At 56.9% G+C, this 13,453-nt stretch carries 10 protein-coding genes and 4 pseudogenes; 3 read left to right on the top strand and 11 right to left on the bottom strand.

Annotation, left to right across the window (positions count from 1 at the left end; translation table 11 throughout):
* Nucleotides 1-12 precede the first annotated feature (12 nt).
* From ACE2AA_RS08930 to ACE2AA_RS08915, 4 genes and pseudogenes are all read right to left on the bottom strand, one after another.
* Nucleotides 13-180: pseudogene (locus ACE2AA_RS08930) on the bottom strand (IS3 family transposase); the annotation flags it as partial.
* A 339-nt stretch (nucleotides 181-519) separates the two neighbouring features.
* Nucleotides 520-1,266 (bottom strand): annotated as a pseudogene (locus ACE2AA_RS08925) (IS5 family transposase).
* Nucleotides 1,267-1,364: 98 nt separating this feature from the next.
* Nucleotides 1,365-1,514 (bottom strand): annotated as a pseudogene (locus ACE2AA_RS08920) (transposase); the annotation flags it as partial.
* Nucleotides 1,462-1,596: a hypothetical protein gene (locus tag ACE2AA_RS08915; protein ID WP_264371916.1), complete on the bottom strand. Its 135-nt coding sequence runs from the start codon at nucleotides 1,594-1,596 to the stop codon at nucleotides 1,462-1,464. The pseudogene ACE2AA_RS08920 and the gene ACE2AA_RS08915, both read right to left, overlap by 53 nt.
* A gap of 312 nt (nucleotides 1,597-1,908) precedes the next feature.
* On the opposite strand from ACE2AA_RS08915, the gene ACE2AA_RS08910 reads away from it, so the two are divergent.
* A complete protein-coding gene (locus ACE2AA_RS08910; RefSeq protein ID WP_395369502.1) occupies nucleotides 1,909-3,213 on the top strand; it encodes an MFS transporter in 1,305 nt (434 codons plus the stop codon).
* A 20-nt stretch (nucleotides 3,214-3,233) separates the two neighbouring features.
* Here the strand turns inward: ACE2AA_RS08910 and ACE2AA_RS08905 are convergent, their stop codons facing one another.
* Both ACE2AA_RS08905 and ACE2AA_RS08900 read right to left on the bottom strand, forming a co-directional pair.
* Nucleotides 3,234-3,395, bottom strand: coding sequence for a hypothetical protein (locus ACE2AA_RS08905; RefSeq protein WP_395369500.1), 162 nt, complete (start codon nucleotides 3,393-3,395; stop codon nucleotides 3,234-3,236).
* A 204-nt stretch (nucleotides 3,396-3,599) separates the two neighbouring features.
* Nucleotides 3,600-3,958: pseudogene (locus ACE2AA_RS08900) on the bottom strand (TetR/AcrR family transcriptional regulator); the annotation flags it as partial.
* A 298-nt stretch (nucleotides 3,959-4,256) separates the two neighbouring features.
* On the opposite strand from ACE2AA_RS08900, the gene ACE2AA_RS08895 reads away from it, so the two are divergent.
* Nucleotides 4,257-5,732 carry an amidase family protein gene (locus ACE2AA_RS08895; RefSeq protein ID WP_395369499.1) on the top strand — a complete coding sequence of 492 codons (1,476 nt, stop codon included), beginning with the start codon at nucleotides 4,257-4,259 and terminating at the stop codon, nucleotides 5,730-5,732.
* A 296-nt stretch (nucleotides 5,733-6,028) separates the two neighbouring features.
* On the opposite strand, the gene ACE2AA_RS08890 is transcribed toward ACE2AA_RS08895, so the two are convergent.
* The 3 genes from ACE2AA_RS08890 to ACE2AA_RS08880 form a co-directional block, all read right to left on the bottom strand.
* On the bottom strand, nucleotides 6,029-6,769 hold the full coding sequence (locus tag ACE2AA_RS08890; protein WP_395369497.1) for a DUF72 domain-containing protein: 741 nt from the start codon (nucleotides 6,767-6,769) through the stop codon (nucleotides 6,029-6,031).
* 237 nt (nucleotides 6,770-7,006) lie between these two features.
* Entirely contained in the window at nucleotides 7,007-7,552 is a 546-nt protein-coding gene (locus ACE2AA_RS08885) for a hypothetical protein (protein ID WP_395369496.1), read from the bottom strand.
* Nucleotides 7,549-8,748, bottom strand: coding sequence for a DUF3500 domain-containing protein (locus ACE2AA_RS08880; RefSeq protein WP_395369494.1), 1,200 nt, complete (start codon nucleotides 8,746-8,748; stop codon nucleotides 7,549-7,551). Before ACE2AA_RS08880 ends, ACE2AA_RS08885 begins: the two co-directional genes overlap by 4 nt.
* Nucleotides 8,749-8,926: 178 nt before the next feature.
* Between ACE2AA_RS08880 and ACE2AA_RS08875 the strand changes: the two genes are divergently transcribed.
* Nucleotides 8,927-10,558 (top strand): tannase/feruloyl esterase family alpha/beta hydrolase, encoded by a 1,632-nt coding sequence (locus ACE2AA_RS08875; RefSeq protein ID WP_141300823.1) that lies wholly within the window; start codon nucleotides 8,927-8,929, stop codon nucleotides 10,556-10,558.
* Nucleotides 10,559-10,791: 233 nt separating this feature from the next.
* Here ACE2AA_RS08875 and ACE2AA_RS08870 read toward each other — a convergent pair whose 3' ends face one another.
* Both ACE2AA_RS08870 and ACE2AA_RS08865 read right to left on the bottom strand, forming a co-directional pair.
* Nucleotides 10,792-12,183: an NAD-dependent succinate-semialdehyde dehydrogenase gene (locus ACE2AA_RS08870; protein ID WP_395369493.1), complete on the bottom strand. Its 1,392-nt coding sequence runs from the start codon at nucleotides 12,181-12,183 to the stop codon at nucleotides 10,792-10,794.
* 81 nt (nucleotides 12,184-12,264) lie between these two features.
* Entirely contained in the window at nucleotides 12,265-13,422 is a 1,158-nt protein-coding gene (locus tag ACE2AA_RS08865; RefSeq protein WP_395372171.1) for an iron-containing alcohol dehydrogenase, read from the bottom strand.
* Between the last annotated feature and the right edge of the window lie 31 nt (nucleotides 13,423-13,453).

Genomic DNA, 13,453 nt, shown 5'->3' with positions numbered 1-13,453 from the left:
GGGTTTTACAAATTACGCGGCCATGAGAATTTGGTCCATAGCAGCGTAGAAATGTTGTTCGGCCTCGGCTGGCGTGATGTTGCCGACAGGCTCAAGGATACGGCGGTTGTTGAACCAGTCTACCCCTTGGAGGGTGGCGTATTCGACGGTCTCAAACACTCGCCATGTGCCTGATCGATGCTTATGATCGCTTCTCAAACCGCCTCTAGGATTGGGGAAGCCAATGGCCCCGTCCTGCGTTGAGCATGCGATCAGAAACGCATCTGAAGCAGTGCGTGGACAAATACCATCCCTTCCCTGGGTTCTCCGAAGCTGTGCGGTATTAAACGGCCTTTCTGTGTCGTTTTGCAACGCCGAAAGGACAAATATCGTACATCCGCCCATGGCATGTGCGGACATATCCATTGGCTCATCGGGATGGCGCATATTGGTCTGTAGCCATAATGAACATGAGCGCAGGGAATGGCTGTTTTCGGTTATCGCTTGCCGATAACCGACCTTCCGCTTTACGGCGTGTCGTCAGTTAAGCAGGATGATGATTGAGGCGAACTGCACGGCTGCGAGGAAGGTCGATTTCAGTTTATCGTAGCGGGTTGCGATAGCGCGAAACTGCTTGAGTTTATTGAAGAACCTCTCAACAAGGTTCCGTTCGCGGTAGAGAGAAAAATCGGTTTTCCGTCGTGTCGTTCTGTTGCGTTTTGGCGGCATGACCGGGGTAATTCCGCGCTGTATCAGCCGATCGATCAACCTGTCCGCGTCATACGCCTTGTCAGCAAGGAAAGCATCCGGGTCGATGTTTTCCAGAAGTGGTTCTGCCTGGGTGATATCAGCATCCTGTCCCGGTGTGATGCCGAGTTCCACCGAGAGCGTCGCAGATGGCATGGGTCGTTGTAGTCAGCCCGCCTCGTGATCGTCCGATGGCCTGATCCGTGCCCCTTTTCTGAGAGCTCCGGCACTATGCTGATGCGCCCGGACAATTGTGCTGTCGATCATCATGTATTCGTTGTCGTAATCAGCGGCCAGATAACGAAATATCCGTTCGATGACGCCGCTTTCACACCAGCGGCGCAGATGCCGGTGCACGTTTTTCCAGTCCCCGAAACGGGCAGGAAGGTCGCGCCATGGAATGCCCGCGCGATAGCGATACAGCACCGCCTCCACGAACAGACGGTTGTCCGCCGCAGTGCCGCCGACATAGCCTTCTCGACCGGGAAGAAAATCCTTTATCCGCTCCCACTGGTCATCGCGTAAACTATAGCGCCGCATCTGTCTGTCTCCCCCAAAAAACGGGAAAACAGTCAGCATACTCAGACACAAAGTACAACCCTCACCTACCACACTCAGGGCTTAACTGACGACACGCCGTAGTGCGTCTTGTATGGGCCGTATTCCCGGGGCGCATCACGCCAGCGCAGACCATTTCGGTTCACGAGAATGATCCCGCTCAGCATTCGGCGGTCATCAACCCGAGGGCGGCCATGGCTCTTGGGAAAGAACGGCCGCAGATGCTCCATCTGTTCGTCTGTCAGTAAAAACAGGCGTATAGTCCGGCAGGCGCAGGGCGCCCTGCACCGCCTGTTTGGTGTCATCGAACATGCCAACCGTTCCATTCCGCACGATTTCGGCAAGGTTACGGTCGCGCGAGACGCCCATAGGTAGGCAAACGCGTCATGTATCGTCAGGTCGTCTGCCAGCACATAGGCACCAGCCAGAGCCCGCCTGGTGTCCAGTCCTGATCGAACAGAAGTGGGCAAGCGCTGCATCACCCACCGGCGCCACGCGTCCCTTTGACCAGCCAGGCATCCGGATCCGACTGGATTTGCAATGAATCATGTATGGCGTGGCTTGTCGTTCTGGCACCGCATGATAACGTCCGTCTGAACCGGACATGTCAGGGACAATGGAATAATGAAAAGTATTCAGATACTGCCCCTGAAGGAAAAGATGGCCTATGGCTGTGGTGATGTCGCCTCCAACATGATGTGGGGCATGACGTCATCCTATCTGATGTATTACTACACGGATATTTATGGCCTGCCGCTGGTCGCCGTATCTTGGATATTGCTGGTGGCCCGTGTTGTTGATGCTTTCTGTGACCCGGCCATCGGCTATATCGTTGACCGTGTGGGCGGCCTGATCGTGCCGCGCCTGATCCGGGTGCTTGCCATTCCCTTCGGCATAACGGGATTCCTGTGCTTTCTGGCCCTGCCGCTTTCGCCTACGGGAAAGGTTCTGTGGGCAGGACTGACCTATATCGTGTTCGGTGCGATCTATTCCTGCATCAATACCCCTTATGGCGCGCTGGCGGTCATGATCAGCCGTTCCGCAACGCAGCGTGTCGGCCTGAATGCATTCCGTATGATGGGCTGCCAGGCCGGGTCGCTGTTTGTGGCGCTGCTGACCATTCCTGCCATTACTTGGCTGGGCGGGGGCGAGAGTGCCGTGCAGCACCGGTATGGCATGGCGGTCTATGTTCTGGGTCTATCGGTTCTTGGCAGTTTTTTATGGCTGTGCGTGGCGCGAGGCTGCACCGTGCGGCATCCGCCAGCACCCGTGCGGCAGGATCTGATGGTCACGCTGCGGCATCTTTGTGGCAACCGGCAGTGGGTGTTGAGCAACCTGCTCGCATTCTTCTATTTCATGGGGCAGGCGGCCCTTTTCGGGTTTGCCCTGTATTACGCCCGCATCGTCCTTGGTGGCACGGAGCAGCTGGGTGCCAATATCATTACTTTTATTACTGTGCTGCTCTTTGCGGGCGTACCCGTTTGTCTTCCGCTTGCCAGACATCTGGGGACCGTCCGCAGCGGGATCATATGCCTGATTGCGCAGGGGGTAGCCTATCTGTCCATGGCTATGGCAGGGATGTCCATGACTGGTTTTTTCCTGTCCGTAAGTCTTCTGGCACTGGGGCAGGGGGTGATGTCCCCATTGTATTACACCCTGCTGGCACAGGCCGTGGATGATGGTGATTCACGGACATCGACCGGATCTGCAGGTCTGGCGTATTCGATCAATACATGGGTCACGAAACTGGCGATGGGCCTGACCGGCTTCATTCTGGCGCAGTTCCTGTCACAGGGCCATTATGTTGAGAATGGAGCCACGCAGCCACCGGAACTGTCCGCGTGGATTACGGCAGGATTTGTGTGGCTGCCGCTGGGGACGGTCTGCATGCAGGCCTTATGCCTTCTGGCATGGCGCAACAGGGGCTGAGTATTCTATTGGCGCAATAATCAGCTACGCACAGGCCATGCCGGATTGTCCGCCACCTTTGCACAGGAGGTGACATCGTGCGTGACCACACTGCCGGCACCGATAATTGTATTATCCCCGATCGTGAAACCGGGCAGGATAATGACGCCGCCGTTGATCCTGACCGGTACCACGTCCAGCACGACGCAGCCTAAAGTTCAGGAACACATTGTCCCCCAGAAGATATTATAGCCGTAATCACAGTAGAAAGGCGCGCGTATGGTGGTGTTGTGCCCAACCCGTGCTCAGTCGCTCATGCACGGTAGCGTCCCGACTGTCATATCGGGCCAGCCATCCGGCGCACTGCGGCATGCCGTGCTGCCACGAGGAGGGTCCGGGCGGGAGCCGTTTTCAGGCGAGCAATTACTGGCGCCTGACATGATCAGGCATCTGCCCAGATGTGTGTGGGCAGCCTGCATGTGCGCTGAACCGCGCAACATAAGTTCTATGGCATCGCGCGGTGGCAGGCTTGCGTCCCGTAAAGGCGCCATGAGCTGCCCATAGATTACCAGGTATCGCTGTAAGACTTCCCGGAACAGGCTTCCTTGGAGCCGAACGCGGCATGGAGGTTTGAAGGCGAGATATTGCCCAGCAGGTCTTGATATGGGTCAGGGGGCGGTTCATAGCCCTGCGCCCAGAAAAGAGATGTGGCGGCGTCAATTGCCTTGTCGCGGTCAAACTCACGGGGACGCCCTGTCCGCACCATGCTGCTGTTCCTTTGGAAAACTTTCATATTAAATGATCCAGAAGTAATTACCAGGATTTGCAGTCCTCATATAGTGGAACTGACCTGTATATTTCCCCTGCGCAGAAAGGGTAGATGGTGGCCGCTTGCCACCATCTGGTCTCGATCAGAATTCTTCGTCCTGAGAACAGGAGGTATTGCCACTCGGCTGTTCAGCGCGCGGGGGTGTCGCAATTTCTGCTGTAGTCATTCGCCTTTTCCGTAATTGTGAATCGAGACGGTATCGAATCGATCTTCATGACGCTAAAGAAAATATTCGATGAACCGCATGGGACATGAAATGATGGCTGCAGCCCGAACCACTGCCGACGTGACCGATCTGTGTGATCTTGACGCTGCAAGCCTGCTTGGCGCCTATGCCAGTGGTGAGGTCTCGCCTGTAGACGTCATGCGGGCAGTGCTTGAACGTGCGCATGCGTTACAGCCGGTTCTCAATCCCTTCGTACATATTGATGACGATGCGGCACTTGCCGCCGCGCGCGTATCCGAACGGGCATGGCGCGGCGGCCTGCCGGTGCGGCCACTGGAGGGGGTACCGGTATCCATCAAGGATACGGCCATGGTGAAGGGCTGGGTGCTGGGGCGTGGATCGCGGTTGTCCATAGGACAGGCACCGGCAACCGAAGATGCCCCGGCCTGTGCCCGTATCCGTGCGTCCGGCGCATTGATCTGGGCTTGTACCACGACCTGCGAAGGGGGATGGAAGGCGGTGACGGACACACCGCTGACGGGGATCACGCGCAATCCGCATGACCCGAGGGTTTCGCCCGGAGGCAGCAGTGGCGGGGCGGGTGCCTCGATGGCGACTGGATGCGGGCCGCTGGCACTGGGAAGTGATGGCGGTGGTTCCATCCGTGTGCCAGCAAGTTTCAGCGGTGTGTTCGGGTTCAAGGCCACTTATGGGCGGGTGCCCCAGTGGCCCATGAGCATCCACTATTCCGACTTTTCCCATTATGGGCCGCTGACCCGTTCGGTGGCGGATGCCGCACTGATGCTGTCAGTTATTGAAGGTTATGATGCCCGCGATCCGTACAGTTTCCCGCGCGCGGCACCCGATGCATTCACGGCAGGGCCACTGCCCCTGTCTGGTCTGCGCATTGGTGTGACGGATGATTTCGGTTGCCTGCCTGTTGATCCGGAAGTACGCGCGGCGTTTCATGCCGCGGTTGCTATTGCGGAACAGGCCGGGGCGGTAATCTGTCCCGTCCCGGCATTCGCGGACTGGCGTCCGGATTATCGCGTGCTGTGGCAGTCCCGTGCCTGGCAGGCCCTGAAGACCATTCCCGCAGACAGGATCGATCTGGTAGATCAGGAGTTCTGGGCCGAGGCGCAGAAAGGACGTGACCTTGATGCGCAGGTTATTGCGGATGCGCATGCTGCACGGGTACGTTACCGGCAGGAAGCGGGTGTCATGTTCCAGAATTTTGACATTGTCCTGTCGCCCTCCGTCTCCATCCTTCCGTTTGAGGCAGGAAAGACCGTGCCGGATTCCTCATGGCCGGACTGGCTGGAATGGGGTGGGTTTGCATTCCTGAATAACCTGACCGGACAGCCAGCGGCATCGCTGCCGATCGGTTTTTCCGCGACAGGGTTGCCGATTGGCATGCAGGTTGGCGGGAAATCCATGGATGACGTGACTGTCCTGCGCGTCTGTCAGACGTTGCAGGGACTCATGCCGGATGCCTGTAGTGTACCATCCACGCTTATGGCGAAGCTGGAACAGTCTCAAAACTGAAATCCGGACCGCGACTTAATTTGTGTTGTGCGGGGGATGACGGAGAAATTCATTATCCCCTGACGGCATTGCCCGGCCAGCCAGATATGCGGCCTGCAAATAATGGCGCAATCAGGTGAGCGCAGGGCGTGCTGCCAACGACATGATGGGAATATGTGTCATTTCTGGTAGTGACCAGAGGAAGTAAATTATTTATTAAAAACCCTGATTATAAAGTATAAATAAGTTTGTGGGTGCTGCCTTTTTTAGGTGCGTTTCCTGGAACTTTAAAGGAATATTTTAATTTTCGTGGCATTTCAAATACAGCCAGTCATATTCTCAATGATTTCCATAAGCTCAAACGCGTTCTGGGTGGCGGCGCCATAGGTGGTATTGTCATAAATCGTCCAGACATCAATGCCGCGCATGGCAAGCGACGTGACGGTTTTTGCTTGGGTTTCAATGGTTTCCCTTGCATACGCTGATTCATAAACGCGGGGGGAACCATGCAGCCGAAAATAGGCCAGGCCGTTCCAGCCTCCGGGCTGTGCCGCAAGGAATGGCTTGGCCGGATCTGCCGCAACCCGCGCTATCTGCAGCCTTTCCAGCATATGACTGATTTCTGGCATGAACCAGCTGGCATGCCTTGGTTCCACAACGATGGGGCCAGTAATTGTAGTTTTCAGGTCATGGAAGAAATGTTCGGCGCTTTCGCCGGGATAGGTAAAGCTTGGGGGAAGCTGGACCAGTATGGGACCGCGTTTGTCACCCAGACCACCGGTTTCTTCGGCAAAGCGTTCAATAAGCGCATGGCAGTCGATCAGACGGCGTTCATGCGTGATTGTTTTGGGCAGTTTGACGGAAAAGCGGAACGCGGGCGGCACGCTTGCGGCCCAACGCGCGTAGGTCGTGCGTTGGTGCGGCCGATAGAAACTGCTGTTGATCTCGACCGCGGGGAAACGCGCGCCATAGCGTTCCAGATGCGTGCCGACCGTGGGAAATTGGCTGGCAAGTGCGGAGGGGATTGACCAGCCAGCGACACCGACGCGAATGGACATGAACTATTTCTCCTGTAATCGGATAATAACGCAAGAAAATTACAAGACCATGTCGTTTTGAAGCCTGATTTTTTCAAAAATTATTTATTGATATATGAAATTTTTTAGTATCGCCATTTTTTTTGAATGGTACCTCTGAAGGTTTGTGAAAAAGCTTCGCCCAAAAAAATCTTTATTTTTTAAGGATGTTTCAAAGGCAGGCTTTTCGGAACAGTTTCCTGGTGCATGGGCTGCAGATTACGGTTCCACCGTGAAATCCAGTTCGTAAGTGGACTGATTGACTGAACGCTGCTGTCGCTGGATATGAATGGCCCGGTCATGGGGCAGCAATCCGTTGACCAGATAGACCATATCCGGGTCACTACCATGATTGGTATAGACCAGCCGATATGATCCCGGTGTCAGGCTGGTCGTTATATGAAAGCACAGGCTGATAACGCCACTTCCCGTCCGTAGGGTCGTGACAGATGGAAACGCAGCCCCACCGGTGGTGAGGGAAACCGGGTTACCGTTAATGGAAAATGATAATCCCTGCCTGATCCATGCACCGTAAGCCTGCTGTTCCTGTGGTGACAGGATGCCATCGCCATTGCTGTCAATCTGGTGAATGACGCCGTATGCCACATCCGCGCCGGGCGTAAGCCGCAGGGTCACGGCAATGTCCTGCCGCGTGATATCAATGACCGTGGCCTGCAGGTATTCATCCAGACGGTGCGCACCTGCCGGACTGCAGGTTGTTGCAAGCCCCGCTGCTGCCAGCAACATGGTCATGGCGTAATTCATGGCATGGTATACCGGGTGCCATAGTCGTTGGTGGGGTCACGATAGACGGTATGCACATGCATGGTCGGGTCGTCGCCCACACCCTGCGGTGAAAACTCGATCAGCAGTCGCGGTCCCTGAATACGGTAATAGGATGATCCGTTGCGGCCGGGCGCATGCGTGGTGGGGCCGCTCCATGCAAACCATGTATTGTCCAGATCGTCCCTGATTTCCTTCAGGCGTGGGACGGCATAGGCATCGTTTATGATACCTGCCCATTCTCCGATTACCCCTATCAGCAGGTCTTTCTGTGTCGTGGTCAGCGCAGAGCCTTTTATTCCTTCGGGAATGAGGGTTTCACCTTCATGTCCCGGTCCCTGCACCAGATCCTCCATCTTATATGAAAGGATGGCCTGTTTGCGCTGTTTTGCGTCAAGGGCATCCAGCAGGGCAAAAGCCCGGTCATTTTCACCTGCCAGAACGCGTACGCTCTTTCCATCCGCCTGATAGATTGCAGGTTGTGCCCCCGTCAGGGTCGGCGTCATGACGCCATGCATGCCGTCAATAACAATGTTAAGTCCCAGATGGTGGCCGCCAAACTGCACCATCCATGGGCTGGTCATGCCCGGTTCACCAAAAATCGCGATGGTGTAGACGGCTCTGCCGGACGCGAACGGCGTGCCGGCATCCGCCAGCGCCTGATCGCCTCCCATTATGTCCATTACCTTCTGGTAGCCTTTCGGGCTTAACACTGTCTGCAACAGGTGTAGTGCGGCGGTACGCTGGGCAGGTGTCAACTGACCCATCCGCAGTCCTGGTCGTAGCACGTCACTGACCGGAAAGTTGGACCACACCGATGTGCCATAACGTTCGCCTGTGAAACCGCCGGGTGGTCCCATGCCCGGCCCGCGTGCCGTGGGTGCGCTGACCTGCACGTCCGTTACCGGCTGGACGGGCTGGTCGGGGGCGCTGCGTCGGAAACGGGCAAGTGTGCCTGATTTTTGTGTAACAAAGGGAAACTGTAATTTCGCACGGCTGGCTGCATCGAATAGCCCGAGAAAAGACTGCGCTGCGGTGACGACCGCCTGTGTCTGGCGGGCGGCCGTATCTTCTTCCGTGCTGGCTGAAACCGTTGCCGCCTGGGCCGGAACCGTGCGGGCCATGACGGGTAGTATGGCCAGAAACAGTCCACCCGCCACCAAGGAAATCTTTTGCATCAGTCCCCTAACTTTTGCCATTGCGCGGAATTGTCATCGTGTATGCGAACACTGCCCGCCCCCAGTCATGGGATCAAGGTCTTTCCCTTTTGCGTATTTCCTGTCCAGAATGCCGCCTGTCGTCATGTCGGCGCCCTGTCCATGGGGGTGTTCCGGTACTGACCCCGATTATGTTGCAATGACCCGTCAGGAAACTGTCATGTCCCGTCCTGCGCCACTTTCGAAATCTTCATGCGGCCTGTCGCGCCTGTTTTTCCTGCTGGTGGCAGGGACAGCCCTTGCAGTACCGTTTGCGATGCTGGATACGGCGGATGCCCATGCCACAGGCTGCGCCGATCTTGCCCGCCGTGCCCTGCCGGATGCGACCTTCACCACGGTGGAGACGGTACCCGACGGACGCTGGCAGCCACCGCAGGACCAGTTGACCCGCATCATGTCAGCACCCGGCATGAACGTGGCCGGTCATCCGACACAGGCTCCCAATCCCGCTTTCTGCCGCGTGGCCATTACGCTGCACCCGTCTCCGGATTCCCATATCCGTACGGAAGTCTGGCTGCCGCTCAAAGGCTGGAATGGCAAGCTGCTGGGGGTTGGCAATTTCGGCTGGGCCGGTTCGCTCATGTATTACGGCATGGCGACGGGGATAGCCGAGGGCTATGCCGTGGCCAGTACCGATACCGGGCATGACAGTTCCACCCCCGAAGGGCAGGGGGGACGTTTTACGCTGGGTCATCCGGAAAAGATGATTGATTACGCCTATCGTGCCGACCACCTGATGACGGTGATGGCAAAGGCGCTGATCCGGAATTTCTATGGCCGGAAGGCAGTGCATGCCTACTGGATTGGCTGCTCACTGGGGGGGCTTGAGGGGCTGATCGAGGCCAAACGCTATCCCGAGGACTATGACGGGATCGTGGCCGGTGCACCGCCCAATCCGATCGTGAACTTCAATGCCGAACAGCTATGGGCCGGGTGGATGAGTTACCATAATCCGGCCCTGCGCGTATCGCATGACAAATTTCACCTGCTGAACGCGGCAGTCATGAATGCCTGCGCATCACCCGTAGGCAAGAAACAGGGGTTTCTGGAGGAGCCGGACAAATGCACCTTCACGCCTGAACAGTTGCAGTGCAAGGGGAAGAATACAGCAAAATGCCTGACCGCGAATGAGGTACAGGCCGCCAATAACATCTATCAGGGGCCGCTTGACCCGCAGACGCACCAGGTCATCTTCCCCGGCCCGGCGAAGGGGAGCGAGGACGGTTTTTCAGCCGACGGCAAAGCATTCCCCGTAGCTCTCGACCTGTTCAGATATGCGGCTTTCCAGAACCCGGACTGGGACTGGACAACGCTGAAATGGGATACGGACATACAGGAAGCCGCGCGCAGGGTCGGTCCACTGCTGCATGTGGATGACAACCTGACGCCTTTCTTCCGTCATGGCGGCAGGCTGCTCATGTATATTGGCTGGAACGACGGACATAACCCTGAACAGCTGGCTGGATATTACCAGTCCGTCCAGCGCAATGCCGGACCCGCAGGCGCGGATGCGGTGCGCCTGATTACCATTCCGGGCATGGGGCACTGTTATGGTGGGACTGCGTGTGACACATTCAGCAAGCTGGGTGCGATTGATGACTGGGTCAGCCACAGACAGGCGCCAGAACAGGTCATTGCGGCACGCGTGGACAATGGGCAGGTCGTGCGTACCCGGCCACTATGCGCATGGCCGAAAGTTGCGCGGTATGATGGTCATGGCAACATGGATGATGCAGCCAGCTTTGCCTGCGTGTTACCCGATGCCCATTAAGGGGCCGCCTGTAAATCGTAAAAGTTTTTGGTGCAGTTTTTTTTTTAGATATTCAGGGAATGCCGCCTTTTTGAAAAAAAAAGATGGTATCCAAGAAACTTTTATTATTTTTTCAGGTAATGGGGGCTGGAATAATAGTTAATAAATCCCCCTTGTGACATCTGTCACAAGGGGGATTTATTATTGCGGGCCATAACGGGACGTCATCCCGTCATTACCCACAACTGTCTGGTTCAGAACGGCGCGTCGATATCCACGACGTTGATCAGCTTGTGGTTGATGAACTCCTTGATGCCAAGGCCGATCAGTTCACGGCCATAGCCCGAGTTCTTGATGCCACCGAACGGCAGGTCGGCCTTGGGTGACAGCGGATGGTTGATGAACACCATGCCCGTGCGGATGGCGCGTGCCACCCGTGCACCGCGTGCTTCGTCCTTCGTAAATACGGAACCACCCAGTCCGTAAGGGGAGTCATTGGCGATACGGATGGCGTCCGCTTCATCCTTTGCGCGGTATATCTGGGTAACGGGACCAAAGAATTCCCAGTGACGGGCTGCATTCTTTTCATCAAGCCCCGACATGAGCAGCGGCTGGAAAAATGCGCCCTGTTCCGGCACCGGCGCCCCGATGATCTCGACCTTCGCGCCCAGATCCATCGCCCGCGTGACCTGATCGCGCAGGTCATCGGCGGCGGCCTGTGACGACAGCGGGGCCAGCGTGGTGGCCGGGTCCATCGGGTCGCCCGCCTTCAGGGCCGCAACACCTTCCTTGTACAGGGCAAGGAACTGGTCATAAACGCTATCTGCCACGATCAGGCGCTTGGCCGAAACACAGACCTGACCGGCATTCCAGTGGCGGCCGATAACCGCCCAGCGGGCTGCTTTTTCCACATCGGCGTCATCCAGAACGATAAAGGCGTCCGCGCCCCCCAGTTCCATAGTCGCCTTTTTCAGCGCCTTGCCCGCAATGCCGGCAATAACGGTGCCAGCCCCTTCCGAACCCGTCAGGGCAACACCACATACGCGCGGGTCGTTCAGGATCATGGCAGTGTGGGGGCGCGCCGCATACAGGTTGCGGAACAGCCCCTTGGGCAGGCCAGCTTCCGCCATCAGTGTATCAAAAGCTGCGGCACACTGCGGCAGGTTGGATGCGTGCTTGAGCAGCACGGCGTTACCAGCTGAAAGCTGCGGCGCGATAATGCGCACGACCTGATAGAAGGGGAAGTTCCACGGCTCGATCGCCAGCACGATGCCCAGCGGTTCGTGCACCAGGACGGGTCTGCCTTCCGCGGCGTTGGCAACCGGCAGTATTTCCGGCTTCAGCAGTTCTTCGGCATGATTTGCATAGTATTCGAAGATCTCGGCAGAAAGAATGACTTCTTTCTTTGATTCCTCGAACAGCTTGCCCATTTCCAGCGTGCCAAGACGGGCATATTTATCAATGTCACGGCGCAGGATGGCGGCAGCCGCGTTCATGACTTTTGCCCGATCGGCAAAGGATGTGTCGCGCCAGCTTTCAAATGCAGCGTGCGCTTCGCTCAGGGCCGTCTGTACTTCCGCGTCCGTCGCATCAGCGAAGGTTGCAACAACTTCGTTGGTATAGGGATTGGTTGATGCGTAAGCCATTTTGGATATCTGTCCCTTAATATAGCCAGTTATGCCCGGGATACGATGTGTGTCCGTATCCCGGTGGTATTTCAGTGGAAATCAGGCAGCGGCTTCGAGTATCCGGCGGCTGACATCCAGCGTGACATCACTGTTTTCACCCAGATGGGTCATGCCGTGATCTTCAAGCTGCTGCACCAGGTCGTTAATGCCATCAGCCCCGATGTCGTAAGCCGACAGGCGGGTCGGCACGCCAAGGTTTTCAAAGAATTCCTCGGTCTTGCGGATAACCGCGTCGATCCGCGCATCTTCGCTGCCTTCGGTCAGGTTCCAGACCCGTGCGGCATATTGCAGAAGCTTGGCGCGCTTTTCGGTGCGGCGCACCTTCAGCAGGGCGGGGAACACCATGGCCAGCGTGCGGGCATGGTCGATGTGGTATTTCGCCGTGATTTCATGACCAATCATATGCGTGGTCCAGTCATGCGGCACGCCCGCGCCGATCAGGCCATTCAGTGCCAGGGTCGCAACCCACATGAGATTGGAGCGCAGGTCATAATCTTCCGGTGTGGCGACGATACGCGGCCCGATTTCCACCAGGCTGGACAGCAGTCCTTCGGAAAAGCGGTCCTGCGCCATGCCGTCGACCGGATAGGTCATGTACTGCTCCATCACATGCACGAAGGAGTCCACGACACCGTTGATGACCTGCTTCATGGGCAGGCTCATGGTGCGCATGGGGTCGAGCACGGAAAAGCGCGGATAGACCAGTGGGTTGGAAAACAGCAGCTTGTCACCCGTGGACTGACGTGAAATCACGCTCAGGCAGTTCATTTCGGACCCGGTCGCAGGCAGGGTGACAACGGTGCCCAGCGGCAGTGCCTTCTTCGCCGCTTCTCCCTTGCTGACCAGAATGTCCCATGGCTCGCCTTCATACGGCACGGCGGCAGCAACGAACTTGGTACCGTCCATAACCGACCCGCCACCCACGGCCAGAAGGAAGTCGAGCTTTTCCGCCCGCACCATGGCCACGGCTTTCATCAGGGTTTCGTAAGTCGGGTTGGCTTCAATGCCACCAAACTCACGGAAGGTCCGCTTGCCCAGTGCCGCCCGCACCTCATTCAGCGTGCCGCTGCGTTCCGCGCTGGAGCCACCATACAGAACGAGCACGCGGGCTTCAGGTGACAGCTGTTCGTCAAGGCGTGCAATCATGCCTTTGCCAAACAGGACCCGAGTGGGGTTGTAGAATTCGAAATTCTGCATTTTCACACCTATTGGACCGGTCGTCTCTAAT

It is taken from the genome of Komagataeibacter diospyri, assembly GCF_043995075.1.
Classification (GTDB): domain Bacteria; phylum Pseudomonadota; class Alphaproteobacteria; order Acetobacterales; family Acetobacteraceae; genus Komagataeibacter; species Komagataeibacter diospyri.
This window is presented reverse-complemented; position numbering and strand designations above follow the sequence as displayed.

Bases quoted from the DNA above. Each gene is read 5' to 3' on its own strand.
- ACE2AA_RS08915 (WP_264371916.1), bottom strand. From the start codon at position 1,596: ATGTTCGATGACACCAAACAGGCGGTGCAGGGCGCCCTGCGCCTGCCG.
- ACE2AA_RS08910 (WP_395369502.1), top strand. From the start codon at position 1,909: ATGAAAAGTATTCAGATACTGCCCCTGAAGGAAAAGATGGCCTATGGC.
- ACE2AA_RS08895 (WP_395369499.1), top strand. From the start codon at position 4,257: ATGAACCGCATGGGACATGAAATGATGGCTGCAGCCCGAACCACTGCC.
- ACE2AA_RS08890 (WP_395369497.1), bottom strand. From the start codon at position 6,769: ATGTCCATTCGCGTCGGTGTCGCTGGCTGGTCAATCCCCTCCGCACTT.
- ACE2AA_RS08885 (WP_395369496.1), bottom strand. From the start codon at position 7,552: ATGAATTACGCCATGACCATGTTGCTGGCAGCAGCGGGGCTTGCAACA.
- ACE2AA_RS08880 (WP_395369494.1), bottom strand. From the start codon at position 8,748: ATGCAAAAGATTTCCTTGGTGGCGGGTGGACTGTTTCTGGCCATACTA.
- ACE2AA_RS08875 (WP_141300823.1), top strand. From the start codon at position 8,927: ATGACCCGTCAGGAAACTGTCATGTCCCGTCCTGCGCCACTTTCGAAA.
- ACE2AA_RS08870 (WP_395369493.1), bottom strand. From the start codon at position 12,183: ATGGCTTACGCATCAACCAATCCCTATACCAACGAAGTTGTTGCAACC.
- ACE2AA_RS08865 (WP_395372171.1), bottom strand. From the start codon at position 13,422: ATGCAGAATTTCGAATTCTACAACCCCACTCGGGTCCTGTTTGGCAAA.